General features: G+C 65.9%; 16 protein-coding genes. 7 read left to right on the top strand and 9 right to left on the bottom strand.

Features of this window, described 5'->3' with window-relative positions; all coding sequences use genetic code 11:
- Positions 1–138 precede the first annotated feature (138 nt).
- Both C448_RS07835 and dgoD read left to right on the top strand, forming a co-directional pair.
- Positions 139–1,311 carry an ABC transporter ATP-binding protein gene (locus tag C448_RS07835; RefSeq protein ID WP_004053571.1) on the top strand — a complete coding sequence of 391 codons (1,173 nt, stop codon included), beginning with the start codon at positions 139–141 and terminating at the stop codon, positions 1,309–1,311.
- Between the two features lie 42 nt (positions 1,312–1,353).
- The gene (gene dgoD, locus C448_RS07830) at positions 1,354–2,505 is read left to right on the top strand and encodes a galactonate dehydratase (protein ID WP_004053569.1); all 1,152 of its coding nucleotides are present in this window, start codon (positions 1,354–1,356) and stop codon (positions 2,503–2,505) included.
- A gap of 27 nt (positions 2,506–2,532) precedes the next feature.
- Here the strand turns inward: dgoD and gfo6 are convergent, their stop codons facing one another.
- On the bottom strand, positions 2,533–3,612 hold the full coding sequence (gfo6, locus tag C448_RS07825) for a D-xylose 1-dehydrogenase Gfo6 (protein ID WP_004053567.1): 1,080 nt from the start codon (positions 3,610–3,612) through the stop codon (positions 2,533–2,535).
- Positions 3,613–3,652: 40 nt separating this feature from the next.
- Complete coding sequence (locus tag C448_RS07820) at positions 3,653–4,894, bottom strand: glycosyltransferase family 4 protein (RefSeq protein ID WP_004053565.1); 1,242 nt, start codon at positions 4,892–4,894, stop codon at positions 3,653–3,655.
- A 91-nt stretch (positions 4,895–4,985) separates the two neighbouring features.
- Between C448_RS07820 and C448_RS07815 the strand changes: the two genes are divergently transcribed.
- Genes C448_RS07815 through C448_RS07805 form a run of 3 tightly spaced genes read left to right on the top strand, consistent with a single transcriptional unit; the run spans position 4,986 to position 6,625 of the window.
- Positions 4,986–5,924: a glycosyltransferase family 2 protein gene (locus C448_RS07815; protein WP_049916167.1), complete on the top strand. Its 939-nt coding sequence runs from the start codon at positions 4,986–4,988 to the stop codon at positions 5,922–5,924.
- Between the two features lie 33 nt (positions 5,925–5,957).
- Positions 5,958–6,185: a hypothetical protein gene (locus tag C448_RS07810; RefSeq protein ID WP_004053561.1), complete on the top strand. Its 228-nt coding sequence runs from the start codon at positions 5,958–5,960 to the stop codon at positions 6,183–6,185.
- A gap of 5 nt (positions 6,186–6,190) precedes the next feature.
- On the top strand, positions 6,191–6,625 hold the full coding sequence (locus C448_RS07805) for a type II toxin-antitoxin system VapC family toxin (protein ID WP_004053558.1): 435 nt from the start codon (positions 6,191–6,193) through the stop codon (positions 6,623–6,625).
- A gap of 167 nt (positions 6,626–6,792) precedes the next feature.
- On the opposite strand, the gene C448_RS07800 is transcribed toward C448_RS07805, so the two are convergent.
- Complete coding sequence (locus tag C448_RS07800; RefSeq protein ID WP_004053555.1) at positions 6,793–7,686, bottom strand: glycosyltransferase family 2 protein; 894 nt, start codon at positions 7,684–7,686, stop codon at positions 6,793–6,795.
- A 27-nt stretch (positions 7,687–7,713) separates the two neighbouring features.
- Between C448_RS07800 and C448_RS07795 the strand changes: the two genes are divergently transcribed.
- Positions 7,714–9,513 carry a class I SAM-dependent methyltransferase gene (locus C448_RS07795; RefSeq protein WP_004053554.1) on the top strand — a complete coding sequence of 600 codons (1,800 nt, stop codon included), beginning with the start codon at positions 7,714–7,716 and terminating at the stop codon, positions 9,511–9,513.
- Here C448_RS07795 and C448_RS07790 read toward each other — a convergent pair.
- The 4 genes from C448_RS07790 to C448_RS07775 all read right to left on the bottom strand — a co-directional run bounded on the left by C448_RS07790 (position 9,488) and on the right by C448_RS07775 (position 15,708).
- A complete protein-coding gene (locus tag C448_RS07790; RefSeq protein WP_004053552.1) occupies positions 9,488–10,729 on the bottom strand; it encodes a glycosyltransferase in 1,242 nt (413 codons plus the stop codon). The genes C448_RS07795 and C448_RS07790 overlap by 26 nt on opposite strands.
- Before the next feature lie 115 nt (positions 10,730–10,844).
- Entirely contained in the window at positions 10,845–11,912 is a 1,068-nt protein-coding gene (locus tag C448_RS07785; protein WP_004053550.1) for a glycosyltransferase family 4 protein, read from the bottom strand.
- Positions 11,912–13,510, bottom strand: coding sequence for an alkaline phosphatase family protein (locus C448_RS07780; RefSeq protein WP_004053548.1), 1,599 nt, complete (start codon positions 13,508–13,510; stop codon positions 11,912–11,914). Before C448_RS07780 ends, C448_RS07785 begins: the two co-directional genes overlap by 1 nt.
- Before the next feature lie 89 nt (positions 13,511–13,599).
- The gene (locus C448_RS07775) at positions 13,600–15,708 is read right to left on the bottom strand and encodes a hypothetical protein (protein WP_004053545.1); all 2,109 of its coding nucleotides are present in this window, start codon (positions 15,706–15,708) and stop codon (positions 13,600–13,602) included.
- Between the two features lie 177 nt (positions 15,709–15,885).
- On the opposite strand from C448_RS07775, the gene C448_RS07770 reads away from it, so the two are divergent.
- Complete coding sequence (locus C448_RS07770; RefSeq protein ID WP_004053543.1) at positions 15,886–17,295, top strand: sulfatase; 1,410 nt, start codon at positions 15,886–15,888, stop codon at positions 17,293–17,295.
- Here C448_RS07770 and C448_RS17215 read toward each other — a convergent pair.
- Together C448_RS17215 and C448_RS07760 are read right to left on the bottom strand one after the other, a co-directional pair.
- Positions 17,280–18,770, bottom strand: a complete 1,491-nt coding sequence (locus C448_RS17215; protein ID WP_455429054.1) for a flippase — start codon at positions 18,768–18,770, stop codon at positions 17,280–17,282. The two genes, C448_RS07770 and C448_RS17215, sit on opposite strands and share 16 nt — an antisense overlap.
- Before the next feature lie 139 nt (positions 18,771–18,909).
- Positions 18,910–19,800 (bottom strand): formyltransferase family protein (locus tag C448_RS07760; protein ID WP_004053539.1); only part of this gene is annotated, 891 nt, incomplete at its 5' end.

Genomic DNA, 19,800 nt, shown 5'->3' with positions numbered 1-19,800 from the left:
GGCGCGTTCCTGACCGCACTACCGACGCTGCTCGTCTTCATCATCTTCGGCGATCAGTTCGCACAGGGTGTTGCCGGCCGAACGTAGACAGACAACGATGATCGAAATACAATCTCAACCAGCGAACGGAGGTATCGAATGGCCGAACTGAGTCTCGATGGCGTCACCAAACGGTTCGGCGACGGCGGGGACGACATCATCGCCGTCGACGACGCTTCGCTCGACATCGACGACGGCGAGTTCCTCGTCCTCGTCGGGCCGTCGGGCTGTGGGAAGAGCACGACGCTGCGGATGATCGCGGGGCTCGAATCCGTCTCGTCGGGAACGATCAGTCTCGACGGGACCGTGATCGACGACCGCCAGCCCGCCGACCGCGATATCGCGATGGTGTTTCAGAGCTACGCGCTCTACCCCCACATGACCGTGCGCGAGAACATGAGTTTCGGGCTCGAAGAGAGCACGGAGATGCCCGACGACGAGATCCGCGACCAGGTCGAATCCGCCGCGGAGATGATGGGCATCGAACAGCTGCTCGATCGAACGCCCAGCGAGCTCTCCGGTGGCCAACAGCAGCGCGTCGCGCTCGGCCGTGCGATCGTCCGCAGTCCGGCGGTGTTCCTGATGGACGAGCCACTGTCGAACCTCGATGCGAAACTGCGCTCGCAGATGCGGACCGAACTCCAGCGGATGCAGGAGGATCTCGGGGTCACCACGGTCTACGTGACCCACGACCAGACCGAGGCGATGACGATGGGCGATCGGATCGCCATCCTCGACGACGGCCGACTCCAGCAGGTCGCCACGCCGCTCGAAGCCTACCACGAACCCGCAAACCGGTTCGTCGCGGGCTTCATCGGCGAGCCGTCGATGAACTTCTTCGAGACCACGGTGGAAAACGGACGTCTCGTCGGCGAGAACTTCGACTATCCGCTCTCGGAGGACACGCGCGCAGACATCGGCGATACGGCCGACGTGACCCTCGGCGTGCGTCCCGAGGACATCGAACTGGTCGATGCAGTCGAGGGCGATGGGGAGCACGATTTCCGTACGGTTGTCGACGTGGTCGAGCCGGTCGGCAGCGGCAACAACGTCTATCTCGCCTTCGAGGGCGACGAGAGCGCATCGGAGCTCGACATGGACGAATCACGGACGTTCGTGGCGACGATCGGCGGGCTGCGACGCATCGAAGCGGGCCAGCCGGCGATCGCGCGGCTTCCCGAGGACGCGATCCACCTGTTCGACGGCGAGACGGGCGAGGCGCTGCACAACCGGAACCTCGACGACGCCGAACAGGTCGAACCACAGCTCTGATCGACTCGGTGTGTTTTTCAGCCGTTCGCACCGACCGGAGACATGAGCGAGATCACCGACTACGAACTGTTCGCCGTCCCGCCACGCTGGCTGTTCCTCCGCGTCGAAACGAGCGACGGCCGCGTCGGCTGGGGCGAACCCGTCGTCGAAGGGCGGGCACACACGGTCAGAGCGGCCGTCGAGGAGCTGTTCGAGAGCCATCTGCTCGGTGCCGACCCGGACCCGATCGAGGACCACTGGCAGGCGATGTACCGCGGCGGCTTCTACCGCGGCGGACCGGTGCTGATGAGCGCCATCGCGGGCGTCGATCAGGCGCTCTGGGATCTCAAAGGCCAGCAGTTCGACGCGCCCGTCCACGAACTCCTGGGTGGCCCAGTCAGAGATCGGATGCAGGTGTACAGTTGGGTCGGCGGCGACCGCCCGAGCGACGTCGCCGAGGCAGCCAGCGAGCGCGTCGGGGCGGGCTTCGATGCGCTCAAGATGAACGCGACCGCGGAGTTCCAGCGCATCGAATCGCCGGCTGCGATCGAGGCCGTCGGCGAACGACTCGCGACGGTCCGGGAGGCGGTCGGTCCCGAGGTCGGGATCGGCGTCGACTTCCACGGCCGGGTCGCGAAACCGATGGCCAAACGGCTCGCGGCGGTGCTCGAACCACACGATCCGATGTTCATCGAGGAGCCCGTACTGCCCGAGCACGACGAGCTCCTTCCCGAAATCGCCGCCCACACGACGACGTCGATCGCGGCCGGCGAGCGCCACTACTCGCGGACGGATTTCGCACCGCTGCTCCAAAGCGGCGGCGTGGACGTGATCCAGCCCGACCTCTCACACGCCGGCGGCATCACCGAGGTCCACAAGATCGCGAGCATGGCCGAAGCCCACGACGTCGCGCTCGCGCCACACTGCCCGCTCGGCCCGATCGCGCTCGCCTCGTGCCTCCAGGTCGACGCCTGCGCGCACAACGCGATCATCCAGGAACAGAGCCTCGGGATCCACTACAACAAGGGGAGCGACGTGCTTGACTATCTCGCCGACCCATCGGTGTTCGACTACGAGGATGGCTTCGTCGAGATCCCCGACGGGCCGGGCCTCGGCATCGAAATCGACGAGGAGCACGTCCGCGAGCAAGCGGGCGAGATCGACTGGCACAACCCGATCTGGCGTCACGACGACGGTTCCATTGCCGAGTGGTAGCGGTGCCGGTATCGTGAACGAACCGGCTCAGAGCGAAACCGGCGAATCGCCCTCCCCGGCCTCGTAGATGGCTTCGAGCGCGCGCATGTCGACCAGTCCGTGCTCGCCGTTCGGGTGTGGTTCGGTTTCGGAGAGCACGCGGTCGGCGAAGTAGTCGAACTCCTCGGTCATCTGGCTGCGCTGGTCGAAATCGAGCGTGGCGTCGAGATCGCCCCGTCGGACCCGAAGTTTCCGCGGTTCGTCGGGGAAGAAGACGGGATCGAGTTCGAGTTCGCCCTCCGTGCCCGTGATTCGGAGATGGCTCGATTGGGCGGCGTTCTGACTCGCCGTGCACACAGTCGAGACGTCGTCGGGGAAGTCGACACGGAAGCTCGCGCGCTCGTCGGACACGTCGGAAAAGGCGTCGTGGGAGGCACTCATCGATGCCTGGACCGAGACGGGATCCGAATCCAGGACGAACCGAGCGGTGTTGAGCGGGTAGATACCGAGATCCATCACGCTCGCGCCGTAGCCCGCGAGATCCGGATCGAGCCGCCACTGGTCGGTGTCGGAGTTGATGTCGAGCAGGCGCTGGGTCATCGCACCGTGGACCGCGACGGGCTCGCCGATGAATCCCTCCCGAACGAGTTCGCGCGCCCGCCGGACGGCCGGTTCGGTCTGCATCCGGTAGGCGATCATCAGGGGGACCGACTCGCACGCCGCGACAAGCTCCGCGGCGCGCTCGACGCTCGCCTCCATCGGTTTCTCGCAGAGGATCGCCTTGTCGAGCTCGGCGGCCGTCTCGGCATACTGCAGATGGACGGCGTTCGGCGTGGCGATGTAGACGGCGTCGTACTTCTCGCTGGCCGCCCCGTCGTGGAACTCCTCGTAGGTCAGGCCACGGACGACGGTGTCATTGGCGTCGGCAGCGGCCGTCGCGCGCTCCGCATCGCTGCTGACGAGCACCGTCGTCTCGCACAGCTCCGAGCGCTCGACGGCCGGCAGCGCCTTTTCGAGTGTCCACCAGCCGAGACCGATCATCGCGATCCTGACCGTGCCGTCCGCGTCGCTCCGCCAGTCGCGCTCGGTGAACTCGTCGAAGAACTCGGGGAGGTCGGGGGTACTCATCGCCGGCGGTTGTCGGGCCGGCGGGGTGAGTGTGTCGGTGCTACCCCTCGGCGCGCAGTCCGTCGTAGAGATCACACAGCCGCTGGCCGTCGCGCGCCCAGTTGTACTCGTTCTCGACCGCCGCTCTGCCGTTCTCCCCGCAGTCGTCCGCCCGCCCCTCGTCGGTGAGCTCGGTGAGGGCGGTGCCGAGTGCGTCGCCGTCGCCGGCCGGCGTGACGAGCCCGCAGCCGGTACGACTTACGATGCGCGCGAGCGGCGCGACGTCGCTGGCCACGATTGGCACGCCCATCGCCATCGCCTGGAAGAGCTTGTGCGGGACGGTCGTCTCGGTGTGTGCCGTCGCGGCGTGAGGGACGGCCGAGACGTCGCTCGCGGCCAGATAGCGGGGAACGTCGGCGAAATCGACCCAGCCGGTGAACGTGATCTGCTCGCGAATGCCGAGCGAGCGCGCGAGCGCCTTCAGCCCCGCGACGTAGTTGTCGTTGCCCGTCCCGACGAGCAGGAGTTCGGCGTCGGGGCTTTTCTCGACGAGTCGCGCGAACCCCTCGACGAGCGTGTCGAGCCCGCGGTGACGCGTGAAGTTGCCGACGTAGGAGACGACGAACGAGTCGGGATCGAGATCGAGCGTCGCGGGCGGCTCGACGTCGCCGGCGAAGGCGTCGAGATCGACGGTGTTCGAGACGACCGTCATGTCGGTGGATTCCGCGCCGCAGTCGCGGATGTAGTGTGCGCGGGCCTCCTCGCAGACGGTGACGGTACGATCGGCGCGCCGGACGCACTCCCGTTCGAGACGCTTGAGCCGCCAGGGTGCGAAGGCGACGCGCTGGACGAGCGCCTCGGCATCGCGGGCGATCTCTCCCCAGCCACGCATCTGCTGTATCTGCCGGGCCGCCTCCGGGTAGTTCTCGTGGAGGTCGGCGACAACCGGCACGCCGAGCTCCTCGCCGAGCGCCAGCCCCGTCTGTACGAGCGGGAGATCGTGGATGTGAAGGGCGTCGATCGGGTTCTGCCGGTCGAGTTCCCGAACGGCGCGCTGCCAGGGCGGATGGACGGCGCTCGCGACGTAGCGGAGCCCGTCGACCACTCCCGAGAGACCTGCGAACAGCCGGTCGGCGGGCAGGCGCTCGACGTCGATCCCGTCGAGGCGCGCGAAACTCTGCTCGGTCGGCCCGCCGCGACAGAGCAGCGTGATGGAGTGGCCGGCCGCACGCAGCGCCGACGCCTCCTTCCGGACGCGGATGTCCGGCGGGAAGCGCTCGGGGAGGAGCATACAGACGTGCATACCGTCCGGAACACGCTCAGGGACTTAAGGCTGGGTTCACGCCGCGACCGCGACACGAGGGGTTTTCACCGCGATGGTCCGAACCCGGCGCATGACCCTCGTCAGCGCCATTCTCCCGACGTACAACCGCGCCGACTACGTTTCCGGGGCCATCGACACCGTCTTGAAACAGAGCCACGACGAGATCGAGGTCGTGGTCGTCGACGACGGTTCGACCGACGACACGACGGAGCGACTCGCGGCCTACGAGGACGACGACCGCGTGCGCGTCCGCCACAACGAGGAAAATCGCGGCATTTCGGCGAGCATGAATCGGGCGGCGGAGCTCGCCGACGGCGAGTTCGTCTGCGTGCTCAACGACGACGACCGCTGGCACGAGGAGAAGGTCGAAAAACAGCTTGCGGCCTTCGAGCGTGCGAACGACGAGGTCGGGGTCGTCTACACCGGCGGGGTTGTCAAACAGGGCGAACGAGTGGTCAGAGTCTATCGTCCCGAGCGTCGCGGCGACATCTACCCCGACGTCATCGCCCGGTTCGGCCTCCATCCCCATTCGAGCCACATGCTGCGCGCCGAGTGTTTCGAACTGGGAGGATTCGATTCCGACTTTCCCCGTGGCGTCGACTGGGATCACTGCATCCGCCTCGCCCAGGAATACGAGTTCGAGTACGTCGACGAGCGCCTCGTCGAGCGCATCTTCCACACGGACAATATCTCACAGCAGCTCACTCACGGGGTCGAGGTCAATCGGATGATCTGGGAGAAATATCGCGAGGAAATCGAGAGTCACCCCGACATCGAGCGCCGCCTCCGCGAAAAGCAGTGTCGAGCGCACGCGCGGGTCGCGCTCGAACGCGGTCAGCGTCGGCGTGCGTTCGCCTACGCCCGCCGCGCGATGGGCTACGAGCGCTCCGCCGAGAGCGCATTCATCATGCTGTTCGCGCTGCTCGGTCAGCGCGCGCTCGGCGCTGCACGCCGCGCGCGCGACGCCGTGATGAACTGGCGGGCGACGGGATCGAACACCGACGGCTGAAACAGTTAAGTAATACTGTCCAGTAAAACGGCTATGGCACGAACCGTCTGTGCGAAGGTTCCCGACGAGATGAAAGCGGAGATCGATCGCACGGAGATCAACGTCAGTGCGGTCGTTCGTGCGGCCCTCGACGACGAACTGACGCGACGACGGCGGTCAGACCTACGGGAGGACGCGAGCGCTCTCGGTGAACGGGTCGCGGACCAGGTGAGCGAAGAGGAGGTCGCCACCGCCGTCCGCGAAACCCGCGAGGAACACTGACGCTCGTGGCCGAAGCGTATCTGTTCGACGCCAGCGCGCTCGTCGATCTCGTGTTGGGTCTCGGGCCGCCATCCGTGGGGATCGATGTCGTGTTCGATGGCTATCTCCTCGATCTGACGCCCTACGAGGCCGGAAACGCACTGTGGAAGATACGGTTCGCGAACGACGCTATCACCGACCGGGACCTCGATGACGCACTCGATGTCCTCGAACGGCTCGACCGCGAAGTCTCGTTCGAGGACGCCGCCGGGTCCGAACTCCGGCCCACGATGGCGATGGCGCGGAAAACGGGCTGTACGTTCTACGATGCGAGCTACCTCATGGTCGCGGACCGCGAGGATCTCACGCTCGTGAGCGAGGACGGCCCGCAGCGAAACGCGGCGCAGGATGCCGGTGTTTCCGTCCGTACACTTTCCGATCTCGCGAACGATCACGGGTGAGTGATCCTTCGTTCGTCATTCACCAGCGATCACGCAACACGCTCGCTTTCGTCCGAACAGTACTACTCGGCAGGATGTACGCCAGACTTCATCTACTGAAATAATTGTTTACATGATCATATTTTCTCAAAGAGTGTGTTTTTGAGTGGGTTCGGTACCGTTCCCCGTCAGCGGACGAGCGAATAGCCGCGCTGCATCGCGTCCATCCCCACCTGTCCGAACAGCGAGGCGAGAAGGGGGATCGCCGTCCGGAGCGAGGGCGCGTGATAGCACGCGAGCGCGAACGAGCGCACCGTCGAGAGCGACCATCGCCGATCACGCAGTTCCATCCGGGCCTCTAGCTTGTCGGTGTTCGCCTGCGCGTTCGCCCGTACGGAGGCCGGGAAGTCGTCGTAGAGATCATCGTATTCCTGGATGATCTCCCTGCGCCCGTGGATGAGCCCCGGCGATTTGCCCCGCGAATCTTCGATGACGGCACGATCGACCAGCGCCTCGTCGACGAACTCGAACTCGTGCTCGCGCGCGAGATCGATCATCAATCCGAGATCGTCGCCGCCGGGGCGGTCGGGTAGCGGCAGGGTTCTCGAAAGCGCATCGCGCGCGACGAGCATCGTCGAGGTGACGCACGGCGAGAGGGAAAATTCGAGCGCGCGCGCGAGCACGTCGCCACGAGCAGTCGAGTCCGGGAGAATCGTCGTGCCGTCCTCGTAGGTCATCCCGCAGTAGGCGACGCTCGCGCCCGTGCGTTCGAGCAGCGCGATCTGGTCGGCGAGTTTCTCCGGGTGGAGGCGATCGTCATCGTCGAGGAACTGGACGTATTCGCCCGTGGCGCGCTCGGCACCCACGCTGCGGGCGGGGTTCGATCCGATATTGTGATCGAGCTCGACGTACGTGAGATCGTACTCGTCGACGACGGGCATCGCGTGGCCTTCGCCGGAGTCGTCAACGACGATGGTCTCCGTCGGCTGCGTCTGTGAGACGACGCTCTCGATGGCCTCGCGGAGGCGATCGTTGCGGTAGTAGGTCGGGATCACGACCGAAACGAGTGGATCGTCGGACATGGTCGAGACGAGCGAAGGAATAGCTAAATGTGTGCCGAGAGCGCGTTGCCGACAGTGACCCGCGACGCGATCCTCCGGAAGTGGGTGCGCCAGCCCCCGACCACCCCGCTCATCCAGCAGCTCCGCGACGAGGAACGCCAGCGCGCGCTCGCCGAACTCGACGGCGGGCGCGTGCTCGATCTCGCCTCCGAAGCGAACGTCACCCGTGGCGTCTCGGCCGACTCGCTCACGCGCGTCGATTTTTCGGACGACGCGAGTTCCTACGCGAGCGAAACCATCGGCGACGCCGTCGACGAGTACCAAAGTGCCGATCCCGAACGGCCAACCCTCCCCTTCGCCGACGACGCGTTCGACGCCGCCGTCTCGATCGGCCCCTACGACTGGAAGTTCCTCGACGTCGAATCGCTCACCGCCGAGGTGGGGCGCGTGCTCGACGATAGCGATGGAAAGTTCGTCTTCTCGGTGCCGACGCCCCGCTCGCCCTACGCCGCGAACGGCTGGCCCGACAATCACTACTACGAGCCGCGCGAGGCGCTCTCGCTGCTCGCACCCGACTGGCGACTACTCGACGCCGATCTCGTCTTTCAGTACCCCTACTACGTCCACATGGCGCTCAACACGCTCCCGGCGAACCTCCAGGAGCCGTTCGTCGGCGCCGCCGAGCGTGCGAGCGACGAACTCACCGCCCGCGGGCGCTGGAACGACGCCTCGTATCTCGTGCTCGCGGCCGAACCGCTCAACTATCGGGGCTATCTCGACGACGCGCTCGACTGCCTGTTCCGACCGGTCGACGAGAACGGCTTCTGGGACATGGAGGACGAAAAAATCCTCCGCGGGCTCGATTACGAAATTGCCAGCGATGACGAGAATCCCGAGTTCGAATGGACGCCCGACGACCGCGAGCTGTGGCGCTACGCACCCTTCGGGTTGATGGGCGCGCTCCAGTGGCGCGTCTCCGCACTCGGCACCGATCGCTACGACGACGAACTCCGGAGCGCGCTCGACTACTTCGCCGACGAGATCGAGAGCGGAACGCTCTCCGCGATGCCGAGTTACGGCATCGGCCCCCTCGTCTGTGCGTTCTCGCTCGCGGCCGAGGTGTTCGACGCCACCCACGAGCGCGTCGCGTGGGAACTGTTCGAGCACTCGCGCGAGCGCTTCGACTTCACCCACGCCGAAGACAGCCTGCTCGCCTACGGCTGGTCGTATCTCGCCGAGCGCGAGTCCGGATCCGTGGTGCGAGAGGCGCTCTCGGAGGCGTTGGCGCTGATGAACGACCGGCTCACTCCAGGGGGGCTGTTCGTCTTCGACAACCACACCACCCGCCGCCATCAGAACCAGATGTACGCCTGCTGGGGGTTCGCCCGCGCGATCGAGGTGACCGGACAGACGGGCTATCTCGAAAACGTCGAGCGCGTTCTCGAACGGACCGTCGACGAGCGCATGCGCGACGACGGCGCGTTCGTCTGGGAGGACGAGATCTCGTCGATCCGGCGCGCGCGCCGCAGCGCGACGAAACGCCTCGGCTTTCGGCCGCCCTACTGGAATTTCCTCTACGAGTGTCACCAGACGTTCTTCGTCAACGCGGTCGCCCACTACGAGGCGGCGGGCGGCGAGCGCGACTTCGATCGCGAGGTGAGCCGCGCGATGGCCTGGATCTACGGCGATAGCAGTCGTGGGGATCTCGTCGAGCTGAGCGAACTCGGCGTCCCGATGCGCTTTCTCACCGTCGACGACGGTCTCGACGTCGACGATCAGATGTACAAGGGCTCCTACGAGATCGGCTCGTATCTGATGGCGCTCACGAATCTGCTCGCGGAACCGTAACGTCGGGCTCCGGCGTCGCGAGCAGCGATTCGTACAGTTCACGCAGCTTCTCGGCATCACGCTCGCTGTCGAACGCACCCTCGGCCGCCACGCGGGCGTTCGCGGCGAGCGAGGCCTGTCGGTTAGGATCAGCAAGCTTCACCAGCGCTCCAGCCAACGCACCTGTTCCGTGTCGCACGCACAGCCCCGCTCCGGTCCGTTCGAGTAGTCGCTTCAGCGGCGGCGTCCCGCTGGCGACCATCGGAACCCCGAGCGCCAGCGCCGTGAAGAACGCCCGCGGAACCGTGGTCTCCGTCGCGTGCGAACGCTCGGGCAGCACGCAGACGTCGCTCGCGGCGAGATAGCCGGCCAGCTCCCGGTCCTCGGTGCGAAAGCTGACCCGGCCGGCGGCCAGGCGTCGCCGCGCGAGTCGTTCGAGATCGTCGAGCACTGCCTCCCCGATGTCGCCGACGATCAGCACGCGGAGATCGGCGGCACGGTCGGCCGCCCGCGCTGCAGCCGCGACGACCGTTTCGAGCGACTCCTGGGAAACGCCATCGGTGACGACGGTGACGACGAACGCCGTCTCGGGATCGAACCCGAACCCGTCGGCCGGCTCGGTATCCGCGGCGAGATCGGAGTCGACGGTCTCGCGGACGACCGCGACGCGCTCGGGATCGATGCCCTTCTCGCGGACGTACTCGGCACGCGCTTCTTCACACGTCGTCACCAATCGATCCACGTCGGGAACTCGTTTTCCGAGCAGCCGGCCCCGCCGCCACGAGGAGTGGAACACGCGGCGGGTATACTGGCGGAATCGACCACCACGTTCACTCTCGGCCGCCGCTGTGGCAGCCGGCGCACTCGGCAGATCGGCGACGACGGGAACGTCGAGTTTCGTACCGATCTTCAGCCCCGTTTTCAGCAGATCGAGGTCGGCCACACAGCAGACGTCGATCGCCCGTTCGTCGTCGACCTCGCTTGCGGCACGCAGCCAAGCGGGCTGGACGTAGCTCAGCGCGTAGCGTGCGCCGTCGAGGATTCCCTTAGGTCCCGAATACAGCTCGTCGTCGGGCAATCGCCGAACGTCGATGCCGTCGACGATCGCCTCGGTCGGCCCACCCGTTCCGCGCGCACAGACCGTCACCGCGTGGCCGCCCGCCCGCAGCGCCGCACCCGCCCGCGCGAGGCGTTCGTCCGGCGGAAACGCTCCCGCGGTGAGCATACAGACGTGCATCTATCGCGGCCCCCCGGACCCTCGGCTGTCGATCATATCATCCCTCTCTCACGGGCCGGGTTTCGCTCTTGTGGTCGTGCTGGCGAATTCGTCGTCCGTGACGGAATAACAGTCCTCAGCGGAGCGCCTTGGCGGCGAGGTTGCGGTCGTAGGTCGCGAGTAGCTCCTCGGTGACGGTCTCCCAGGCGTACTCGTCGCTCGCCGCCTGCCGGTTCGCCTCGCCCATCGCGGCCACGCGTTCGGGGTCGGCGACGAGTTCCGCGAGCGCGTCGGCGAGCCCGTCGGCATCGCCCGGTTCGACGAGCAGCCCGCGCTCGTCGTCGATCACTTCCGGGATCGCGCCCACCGTCGTCGAGACGATGGCGTTGCCCGCGGCCATCGCTTCGAGCATCGCTATCGGCAGCCCCTCGGCGTGGGAGGGCAGGACGAAGATCGAGCCCGCGCCGAGCAGCTCGTGTTTTTTCTCCTCGGAGATATAGCCGAGATACTCCACGTTGTCGTAGGTCGTGGCCAGCCGCTCGGAGTGGTTCGAGAGCGGCCCCTTGCCCGCGATCGTCACCCGAAAATCGAGATTCCGATCGGTGAGTTCGTCGACCGCTTCGGCGAACTCGACGACGCCCTTGCGCGGGAGCTGGTTCGAGACCGTCACGATGTGCGGGACGTCGCCGTCGAATGACGGTGTGTAGTCGGCGGCGTCGACCGCGTTCGGGATCACCGTGAGCTTCTCGGGATCGGTGTGTTTCGAGAGCGTCTCCTTCCAGTATTCCGAGAGGACGACGATCTCGTCGGCGGCACCGAAGACGATCGACTGGAACCAGCGGACGAGTCGCGATTCCGTCGAGACGAACACGTCGAACGAGGAGCCGTGGACGTGGAAGACGACGGGACACCGCCAGACGTACTTGCTGAAGAGTACGTAGTAGCCCGCCCGGTAGAACGAGAACCGGTGCGAGGAGTGGACGTGGACGATGTCCGGCCGCGAGCGCACCGTATAGGAGAGCATGTTCCAGAGGATGACCAGCAGCGAGCGGACGAACGCGCCGACACCCTCGGTGTCGAACGCGCCGCTCTTGTGCGCCGACACGTGGAGTCGGCCGGCGAGATGGCGGCGCTGCTCGCTGATGTACTGGCCGATCCCGCCCGGTCCCTGCCGTCCGACGATGAGGAGTTCGGTGTCGCGCATTATTCGACGTACCCCAGCCCTCGCAGGCGTTCCTCGACGTCGCTGAAGTCCTCGCCGTCGGTGCGTTCGTCGCTACGCGACCCGCTGTCGGAACCCGTGATATCGACGGTCTCGATCGATCGTTCGGCGGCCGATGAATCGGGCGCGAACAGCTCGTCGAGCACGCGCCCGTCGACGGTCGTGGGCACCGCCGCACCCATACTGTGGAGCACCGTCGGCGCGACATCGAAAACGCTCGCGTCCGTCGGCGTCGCGTCAGCGGCGATGTCCGGTCCTTCGGCGAGGAAGATCCCTTCGGGACGGTGATCGGCGGCGTGACTGCCGGGATCGGAGAACACCGTCTCGGAGAGCGAGGGTTTGACGTAGTAGCCCTCGCGTGGTTCGACGACGAGGTCCGGCGCGGCGTCGTCGGTCGGGAACAGTTCGTCACCGTCGTGAACGTCGAGAACACGCTCGTCGGTGTCGGGATCGCGGACTCGCGTGAGAGCATCGGTCAGTTCGGTTTTGAGCGCGTCGATCCGGCCCGGCGGGACGATCCCCTGCTCGAAGCGTTCGGTGTCGTTGACGTAGAGGGTGCCCTGGGCGTGGACGAACGCGGTCGTCTCGTCGTAAGCGACGTCGTAGCGCACGTTCTCGCCGGGGATGCCGGCGGCGAGGCGATCGACGAGCGCGTCCGGCAGCCGTTTGGCGAGCTCGTCGACGTCGATCTCGAATCTGTCGAGCGTGCCGAGTACGCGCTCCTTGGTGAGGCCGATCCGCGAGAGCGTGCTGCGCGTGCCGGTGTCCGATTTCGGCGTGAGATAGCCCGCATCGGCGAGCACCCGGTTGACGTGGACGTTCTTCTCGATGGGACCGAACCCGTGATCGGAGACGACGAAGAGGTTCGCGTCGTCGTCGGCCGCCGCCTCACGGGCATCGCCGAGCACGGCGTCGAGCTGTTTGTAGTGGTCGAGTAAGATCTCCTCGTCCCAGAGGAGATGCTGGAGGCGGTCGGGTGCGGTGTAGACGAAGAAGAACAGTCGCCAGTCGTCGGCGAGAAAGTCGTTCATCAGTTCGCGGCGGGCGGCGACCAGCGACGCGAGCGCGTCGGGGAACTCCCCGGGTCGGTCGCGATACTCGTTCCAGTCGAGCCCGATCTCGTAGTCGGGCACGCGATCGGCGATCGTCGCGGCGAGCTCGGGCGGGTGAGTGAACCCCTCGTCCCTGCTCGGCGTCATCATCCCGGTGACCATCCGACCGTCGATGGGCGATGCGGGATAGGTCATCGGCATGTTGACGACCGTCGACGGCGAGACGAGTTCCCAGAGTGCGGGCTGTGAGACGTCCTCACCGGTGTTGACGCGGTGGCGGTAGTTCGTCCCGAGTTTGTAGAACGCGTAGATCCCGTGTTTGTCCGGCCGGACGCCGGTGGCGATCGAGGGCCACGCGAGCGCGGTGTTCGCGGGCTGCGTGCTCGCGAGCGGTCCCGCCGCGCCCTCCTCGATGAGGGCGGCGAAGTTCGGCAGCTCGCCCGCCGCCGCCCACGCACGCAGGCGCTCCCAGGGCACGCCGTCGAGACCGAGAACGAGCGCTCGGCGTCTGGCATCACCCTCGTTCATAGTTGGTACATACTGGCTGGATTTCCTCTCGTGACGCCCATTACCGTTTCCATTCGCGCCGTCGCCCACACACCGTCCGCAACGCCCGTCTAGCCGCCGACAGTCGGTCCGCTCGTCGGCGTCGGCGTGCCGTTCGACGATCCATCGATGATACCGAATATCGACTCGGAATCGGTTGTCGTCGGCGTTGCGGTCGGTGTCGCGGTGGCGGTCGCCGTGGCGGTTGCGGTAGTGGTCGGCGTCGCAGTCGCGGTCGCTGTCGGCGTACGCGACGGCGTCGATGCGTTGCCGAACACCGAGCGGTTCGTCGGCGGTGCCCGCGGCGTCGTCCCGTTCGCACCGGCGGTGCGGCTTTCGTTCGCAACGGTGGCGCTCGCTCCGTCGGCGGGCGAACTGCCGGCGACGTGATACAGGTCGAACTCGCCGTTCGTCTGGACGAGACTGACGCCCGACTGGTGATCGAGCGCACTGACGTTCTCGCGGCTGTAGCGCAGGCTCCGGTAGACCTCCACCTCGCGCTCGCGGGCAGCCTCTGTCACGGCCACGTACCGATCGTTCGACGTCCGACCCGCGAGCGCACTGAGATTCTCACCCGGGATCCCGCGACCATGCTGTGAGACGGGCGTGCCTTCGACGCCGAGAGCACCGTGTTTGTACCGCCACGGCCCGCTCCGCAGCCCGTAGATCGGCGTCTCCTCCGTACTGTGCTCGAAGGCGAACCCATAGCCGGACATCTGGGTCTCGCTCACCTGATCGTTCGGCTGGAAGATGTACGGCGACGGGAAGACGACCACGACCGAGAGCGCGAGCATCGCGACGATGATCACCGACAGCACCGCGCGAACGCTGCCGATCGGGGCGATCTCGGAGAGCCCGGAGACGTAGCGATAGAGCGCGATTGAGCCGAGGATCGTCGCGAACAGCATGATGAGTCCGGCGTTGCGGAAGAACAGCTCGGAGACGGTGCCGATGTAGAACAGCAGCGAGTACGGGATCAACACCACCAACCCGATGGTGAAGTACTTGATCAGCGCCGTCGTGTCGGGCGCGTCGCGCAGCCGGCCGAAGAGGCTCGTCACCATCAGGAGCCCGGCGAGCGCCGCGACCACGAGGCTCACGCCGAACAGTTTGAGGAACAGCTCGACGATCGAGCCGCCGATGGCGGTCAGCGATGACGCCTGACTGGCCGTCGAGGCACCGAGCTCGGCCCCGCCCGTGAGGAAGCTCAACAGTTCACGAAGCACCGCGTTGACGGAGCTTTCGTACCGACCCCGGCCGATCGACCAGAGCATGAACGAGCCGATGAGGAACACCGTCGGCCCATACATCGTTCGGTGGGAGGCGATGGCACTATCCGGTCGTATTGACCGATAGAGAAGCTGTACGCCCGAAAGCGTGATGAACAGAATGATGAGGTTCGCGGCCTGCTGTGAGTGAAAGAGCACGAGGCCGCCGAGCGCGACTGCGAAGGCCGCACTCACTGCCGATACCGGCAGGCGCGACTCGAAGACGTCGGTCGGACTGGTGAGATAGTTGATCAACAGATAGACGATAATCGGCGTGATGAGGATCGAATCCGAGATCGGATGCGGTGTCATGTAGTTCACCCCCATGTGGTTGATCGGGAGCACCAGGAGACCGGCGAGTCCGCTCAGCAACATCGCGCCGCGATGGGAGGTCATCGAGCGCACACACAGCGGGATGAAGACGAGATAGGCGACGACGTACGCGAGCACGATCAGCAGCAGCGAGCGCGGGACCGTCGTGTTCGCGACGCCGCGGATGAACAGCGACGAGGTGTGGACGCCCGGATAGAACAATCCGAACGCGCTCAGCGACCCGTCCAGGAGGTCGCGCGTCCAGCCGAGATGTGTCAGTCCGTCACCGGAGCCGTAGTAGAAGTAGCTCCGCAGCAGGGGGAGACCCGCGATCGCGACGATTCCGCCGCCACCGAGACTCAGTCCGGCCAGACTGACGTAGCCCTCCGGCGCGTACAGCGTGACGAACACCGCGACCAGCAGCGCGATCGCGACGCCGAGCCAGAAGCCGATCGGCGTCGAGCCGTAGATGTCGATCTCGTAGCCCGTGGCGGGCTTTCCGTAGGCGAACAACACGCCGCCGGCGAGCGCGAGATAGCCGACGACGAGCGCGAGTTTCTGTGCGCGGTTGTTCGGTTGTGAGGTCGTGAGCGTACTCATCGTATCAATCCATGCCGCTTGCGCGGCACGTCCAAACGTACTCGCACTCTCGAAGCGGCGTTATAAACGTTTACCGCTCTCGACCGCCGCGTGGTGTGTCCACACGCGATCGCTGCCGGCGATCGACGCGCCATACCGAGGTGCATAAGCCACCGAGCGTGAAACCCTTCCGGAAGAATGCGACAGCCAAACGTCGTCTGGATAACCCTCGAAAGCACCCGTGCCGACCACACCACGATGGGTGGCTACGCGCGCGATACGACGCCCAACCTCGACCGCATCGCCGGGGCCACGCGCGGACGCTCGTTCGACAACTGCCACACGCACGGAATCTGGACACTCGCGTCGAGCGCGTCGATCCTCACCGGCACGACACCCACCCACCACGGTGCGGGCATGCAGAACGACGCCATTCCCGAGGAGCTCGACACGGTGCCCGAGCGCCTCCAACGCGCCGGCTACCGAACCACCTGTCTCTCGCCGAACTCCCATCTGAGCGGCGGCACCGATCTCGATCGTGGCTTCGACGAGTTCACGTGGCTGAGCGCCGACACGCTGGTCCAGGAGGCCGGCCCGCGCATCCTACTCAAATATCTGCGCAACTGCCGTCGCCACGGCCCGGGGCTGACGACCGACACCAGGAAACACGGGACGGGGTTCGTGATGAACGAGATCGCCAAGCGCCGCATCGGCTCGTACGCCGGCGACGACGAACCGTTCTTCCTCTACGCCCACTACGGCGACCCCCACCACCCCTACCACCCGCCGCGACGCTTTCTGGAGCCCTACGCCGACGATTTCGACATGACCATCGACGAGGCGCTGGCGTTCGGCCAGTATCACCACGACAACTTCCACCAGCTCATCGCCGACGGCTGCGAGCTCAGCGACGACGAGTGGAACGTCCTCCACGCGCTCTACGACGCCGAGATCGCCCACACGGACGAGTTGGTCGGCGACCTCTTCGCCCACATCAGAGGGATCGATCTCGACAACACCGTCTTCGTCGTCACCGCCGACCACGGCGAGCTGTTCGGCGAACAGGGGATGCTCGCCCATCTCGTCGTCGCCGACGACGCCGTGACTCACGTCCCCTGCATCGTCCACGGTGCCGACGCGCTCGTCGATCACGACGGCGAGACCGTCCAGCACGCCGATCTGATGACGACGCTGCTCGAATCCGCCGACGCGAACACGACGGGGATGCAGGGTGTCGATCTGCGCGAGGAAACGCGCGAGCACACCCTCACCCAGCGCGGCGCGAAGCGCACGCTGAAAAACCTCGACCGATTCGAGGAGCTGAATCCCGAATTCGACCGGGAGCGCTACCACGAAGCGACGTTGCACGCGCTTCGCACCGACGAGTTCAAATATCTGAAAAGCGACGAGCGCGCCGAACTGTTCGCCCTCCCCGACGAGACCAGCGACGTCTCCGACGACGAACCCTCGGTCGTCGAGCGTCTGGACGACGAACTCGAAACGATCCTCGAAACGGATGGCCAACCGGTCTCGACGGAGGAACGCGACGGGGAGTTCACCGACGCGATGAAGCAACAGCTCTCCGATCTCGGCTATCTGGTCGACTGACGGATCCATCGGAAGACCGGGGTTGTGGCACTCAGTTCTCGTCGGGGATGTAGCGTCGGATGTACGGGATCCGAACTCCGAGCCGCCCCTCGATGAGTTCGAGCGGGATCTCGTCCTCGGGCTGGAAACAGCCCGTCACCGCACAGATCACGAGCGTCGCCAGTCCCGCGACGACGCCGAAGAGCGGGATCGTCAGCAGGCTCAGCGAGACGGTCGACGAGAGCGCGAACGCCGGCGGGAACAGGAGCAGGGGGAGGAAGACGTACATCTTGACGGTGTAGCGCGAGAACGGCGAAATTCCGGCGACGCGGTAGAGGAAGGCGAACGCGACCCAGTTGAGCGTCGCGAACGAGAGCGCCGAGGCCGCCGCCGCACCGACGATGCCGTAGCGCGGGATCAAGAGTACGTTGAGAACGATGTTGGCGACCGCCGAGATGACGTTCACCGCGAGGATCGAGCGCGTGTAGCCGAGCCCCGAGAGCGCGTTCTGACAGTAGCCGGCCATCCCGCTGACGAAGAAGCCGCTCGACAGGATGGCAAGCGTGGCACCNGATGAGGACGGTCCATTTGGCGGTGAGTTTGTGGACGCGATCGAGTTCGCCGCGGCGGCCGCTCGCGTCGAACCGCGAGGTCAGCGGGAGATAGATGAAGCCGAACGAGGAGAAGATGACGCCGAGACCGAGCGCGAGCGGGTAGGCGACGTCGTAGATGCCGACGCTCGCGTTGGAGAGATAGGCACCGAGCATGATCGTGTCGATCTGCGAGAGCAGTTTCGTCACCGCCGCCGAGAACAGCAGCGGGAGCGAGAACCAGAGCAGTTGCCGGCCATGCGTTCGCACCGGGCCGCGCAGCGTCAGCAGTCGGTTCAAGAAGTAATGGATGGCGATGAACCCCGCCGCGCCGGCGATGACGTAGGCGTAGCCCGCGGCGAACACCCCAAAGCCCGCGAAGAGAAGGGCGACGAGCAGACCGAGGCGCAGCCCGTTGTAGAGCAGGTCCCGCGCGTACGTTCGATAGATGGTGTTCTCGAAGCCACGAACCCCGCCGACGCCGATCTTCTGGCCGACCAGCACCGGGATGGCGAGGACGAACAGCGCGACCAGCTCCAGCGGGGCCGTACCGTCGAAGATCGTGTCGATGATCCATTCGAGACGAAAGAGGAGCAGTGCCGTGACGATCAGCGTGACGACCGCCGAGAGGGCCAATCCGGTGAGCCACGTGCCGCGCCTGTCGCGCTCGTCATCGAATCGCGACATGAATCGCGGGACCCCCTGATCGAAACCGGCGATGCCGAGAGTGAGCCCGAGGCTCATCACGGCGATGCCGAGGCTGACCTGTCCGTAGGAGCCGGGCGGGAGCAATCGTGCGATGATGACCCGCTCGACGAGTTTCGAGGAGGAGCCGAGCAGACTGCCGACGAGTACGAGGCTGGCGCTCGACACCACACCCGTGAGACCGGTCCGGTCGTCGGCCATGTCCTCGTTGCTCGTCATCTGTCAGTAACCACCGTCTCCGCATACCATCCAGGCTCTCGACCGCGGGGTCGAACAGTCGATGGGCCGTCGATACTACTCCCTGAAAAACGGTCGGGGGATTAACGCACCGGTTGCAACCTCACGACAGACGCTTTTGCAGTCGACGCCAGTTGTTCTTCGCGAGCAGTCGCGCGACGAACCGCGGGTTGCGCTGCTGGAGGCTGTGTGGGTAGTACGTCCCCAGTTCGTCGGGCTGCGATGGACCATCCCCCGCCTGGAGCTGCTCGATGCCGGCGGCAAAGATCTCCGTCTGGAGCGCGTAGACCGCGTCCCACACGTCGTCGAGCGTGGGTGTGGGAGGCAGTTCGCGCGACATGACGGCGACGATGCGCCCGCCGTCGATCTCCTCGGAGAGCTGCTGGAGCGTGATCGCAGCGCTCGGATCGTCGTTCATGTACGAGATCTTGTGACCCATACCGCGATACTCCCGGATATCGCTCGTGTGAACGCTGAGAACGCCGTGTTCGGGTGCATCGAGGATCGGACCCTTGAGCAGACCGAAGCCGAAGCGGATCACCACGTCGCAGGCGTCGCCGAGATCGGCGGTCACGTCGTCGGGCAGCGTGTTCCAGGCTCCGCCGGCCGACACCGGCTCGCACTCACGGATCGACGCCTCTCGCAGACAGTCGGTCTCGGTAACGGGTCGGGACTGGAGCCAGTCCATCTGCTCGGTCTCGCCGAGCAGCCAGCCGAGCTTCTCGTCGCCGTGGATGAACGCCTTCAGACCGCTTTCACGGACTACCTCGACGAACAACCCGAGATCGGCAAGCGAGATGCTGGTGCCCTGATTGACGGCGTCGGCCCCCGCCGCGAGCGCCGATCCCTCCGTCACCGATCCGTCGACGACCACCTCGTCGATCGTCACCCCGTCGAGCGCGGCGACGTTTTCGAGCGCCTCCTCCTCGAACCGCGTAAGCATCGGGTTCGCCAGCACGCCGACGCGCAGTCGTTCGCTCATCGGCGTGTCCTC

Origin of the sequence: Halococcus morrhuae DSM 1307, assembly GCF_000336695.1 — an archaeon.
Lineage (GTDB): Archaea > Halobacteriota > Halobacteria > Halobacteriales > Halococcaceae > Halococcus > Halococcus morrhuae.
Note: the sequence above shows the minus strand (reverse complement) of the source record. Positions and strands in the feature narration are given on the sequence as shown.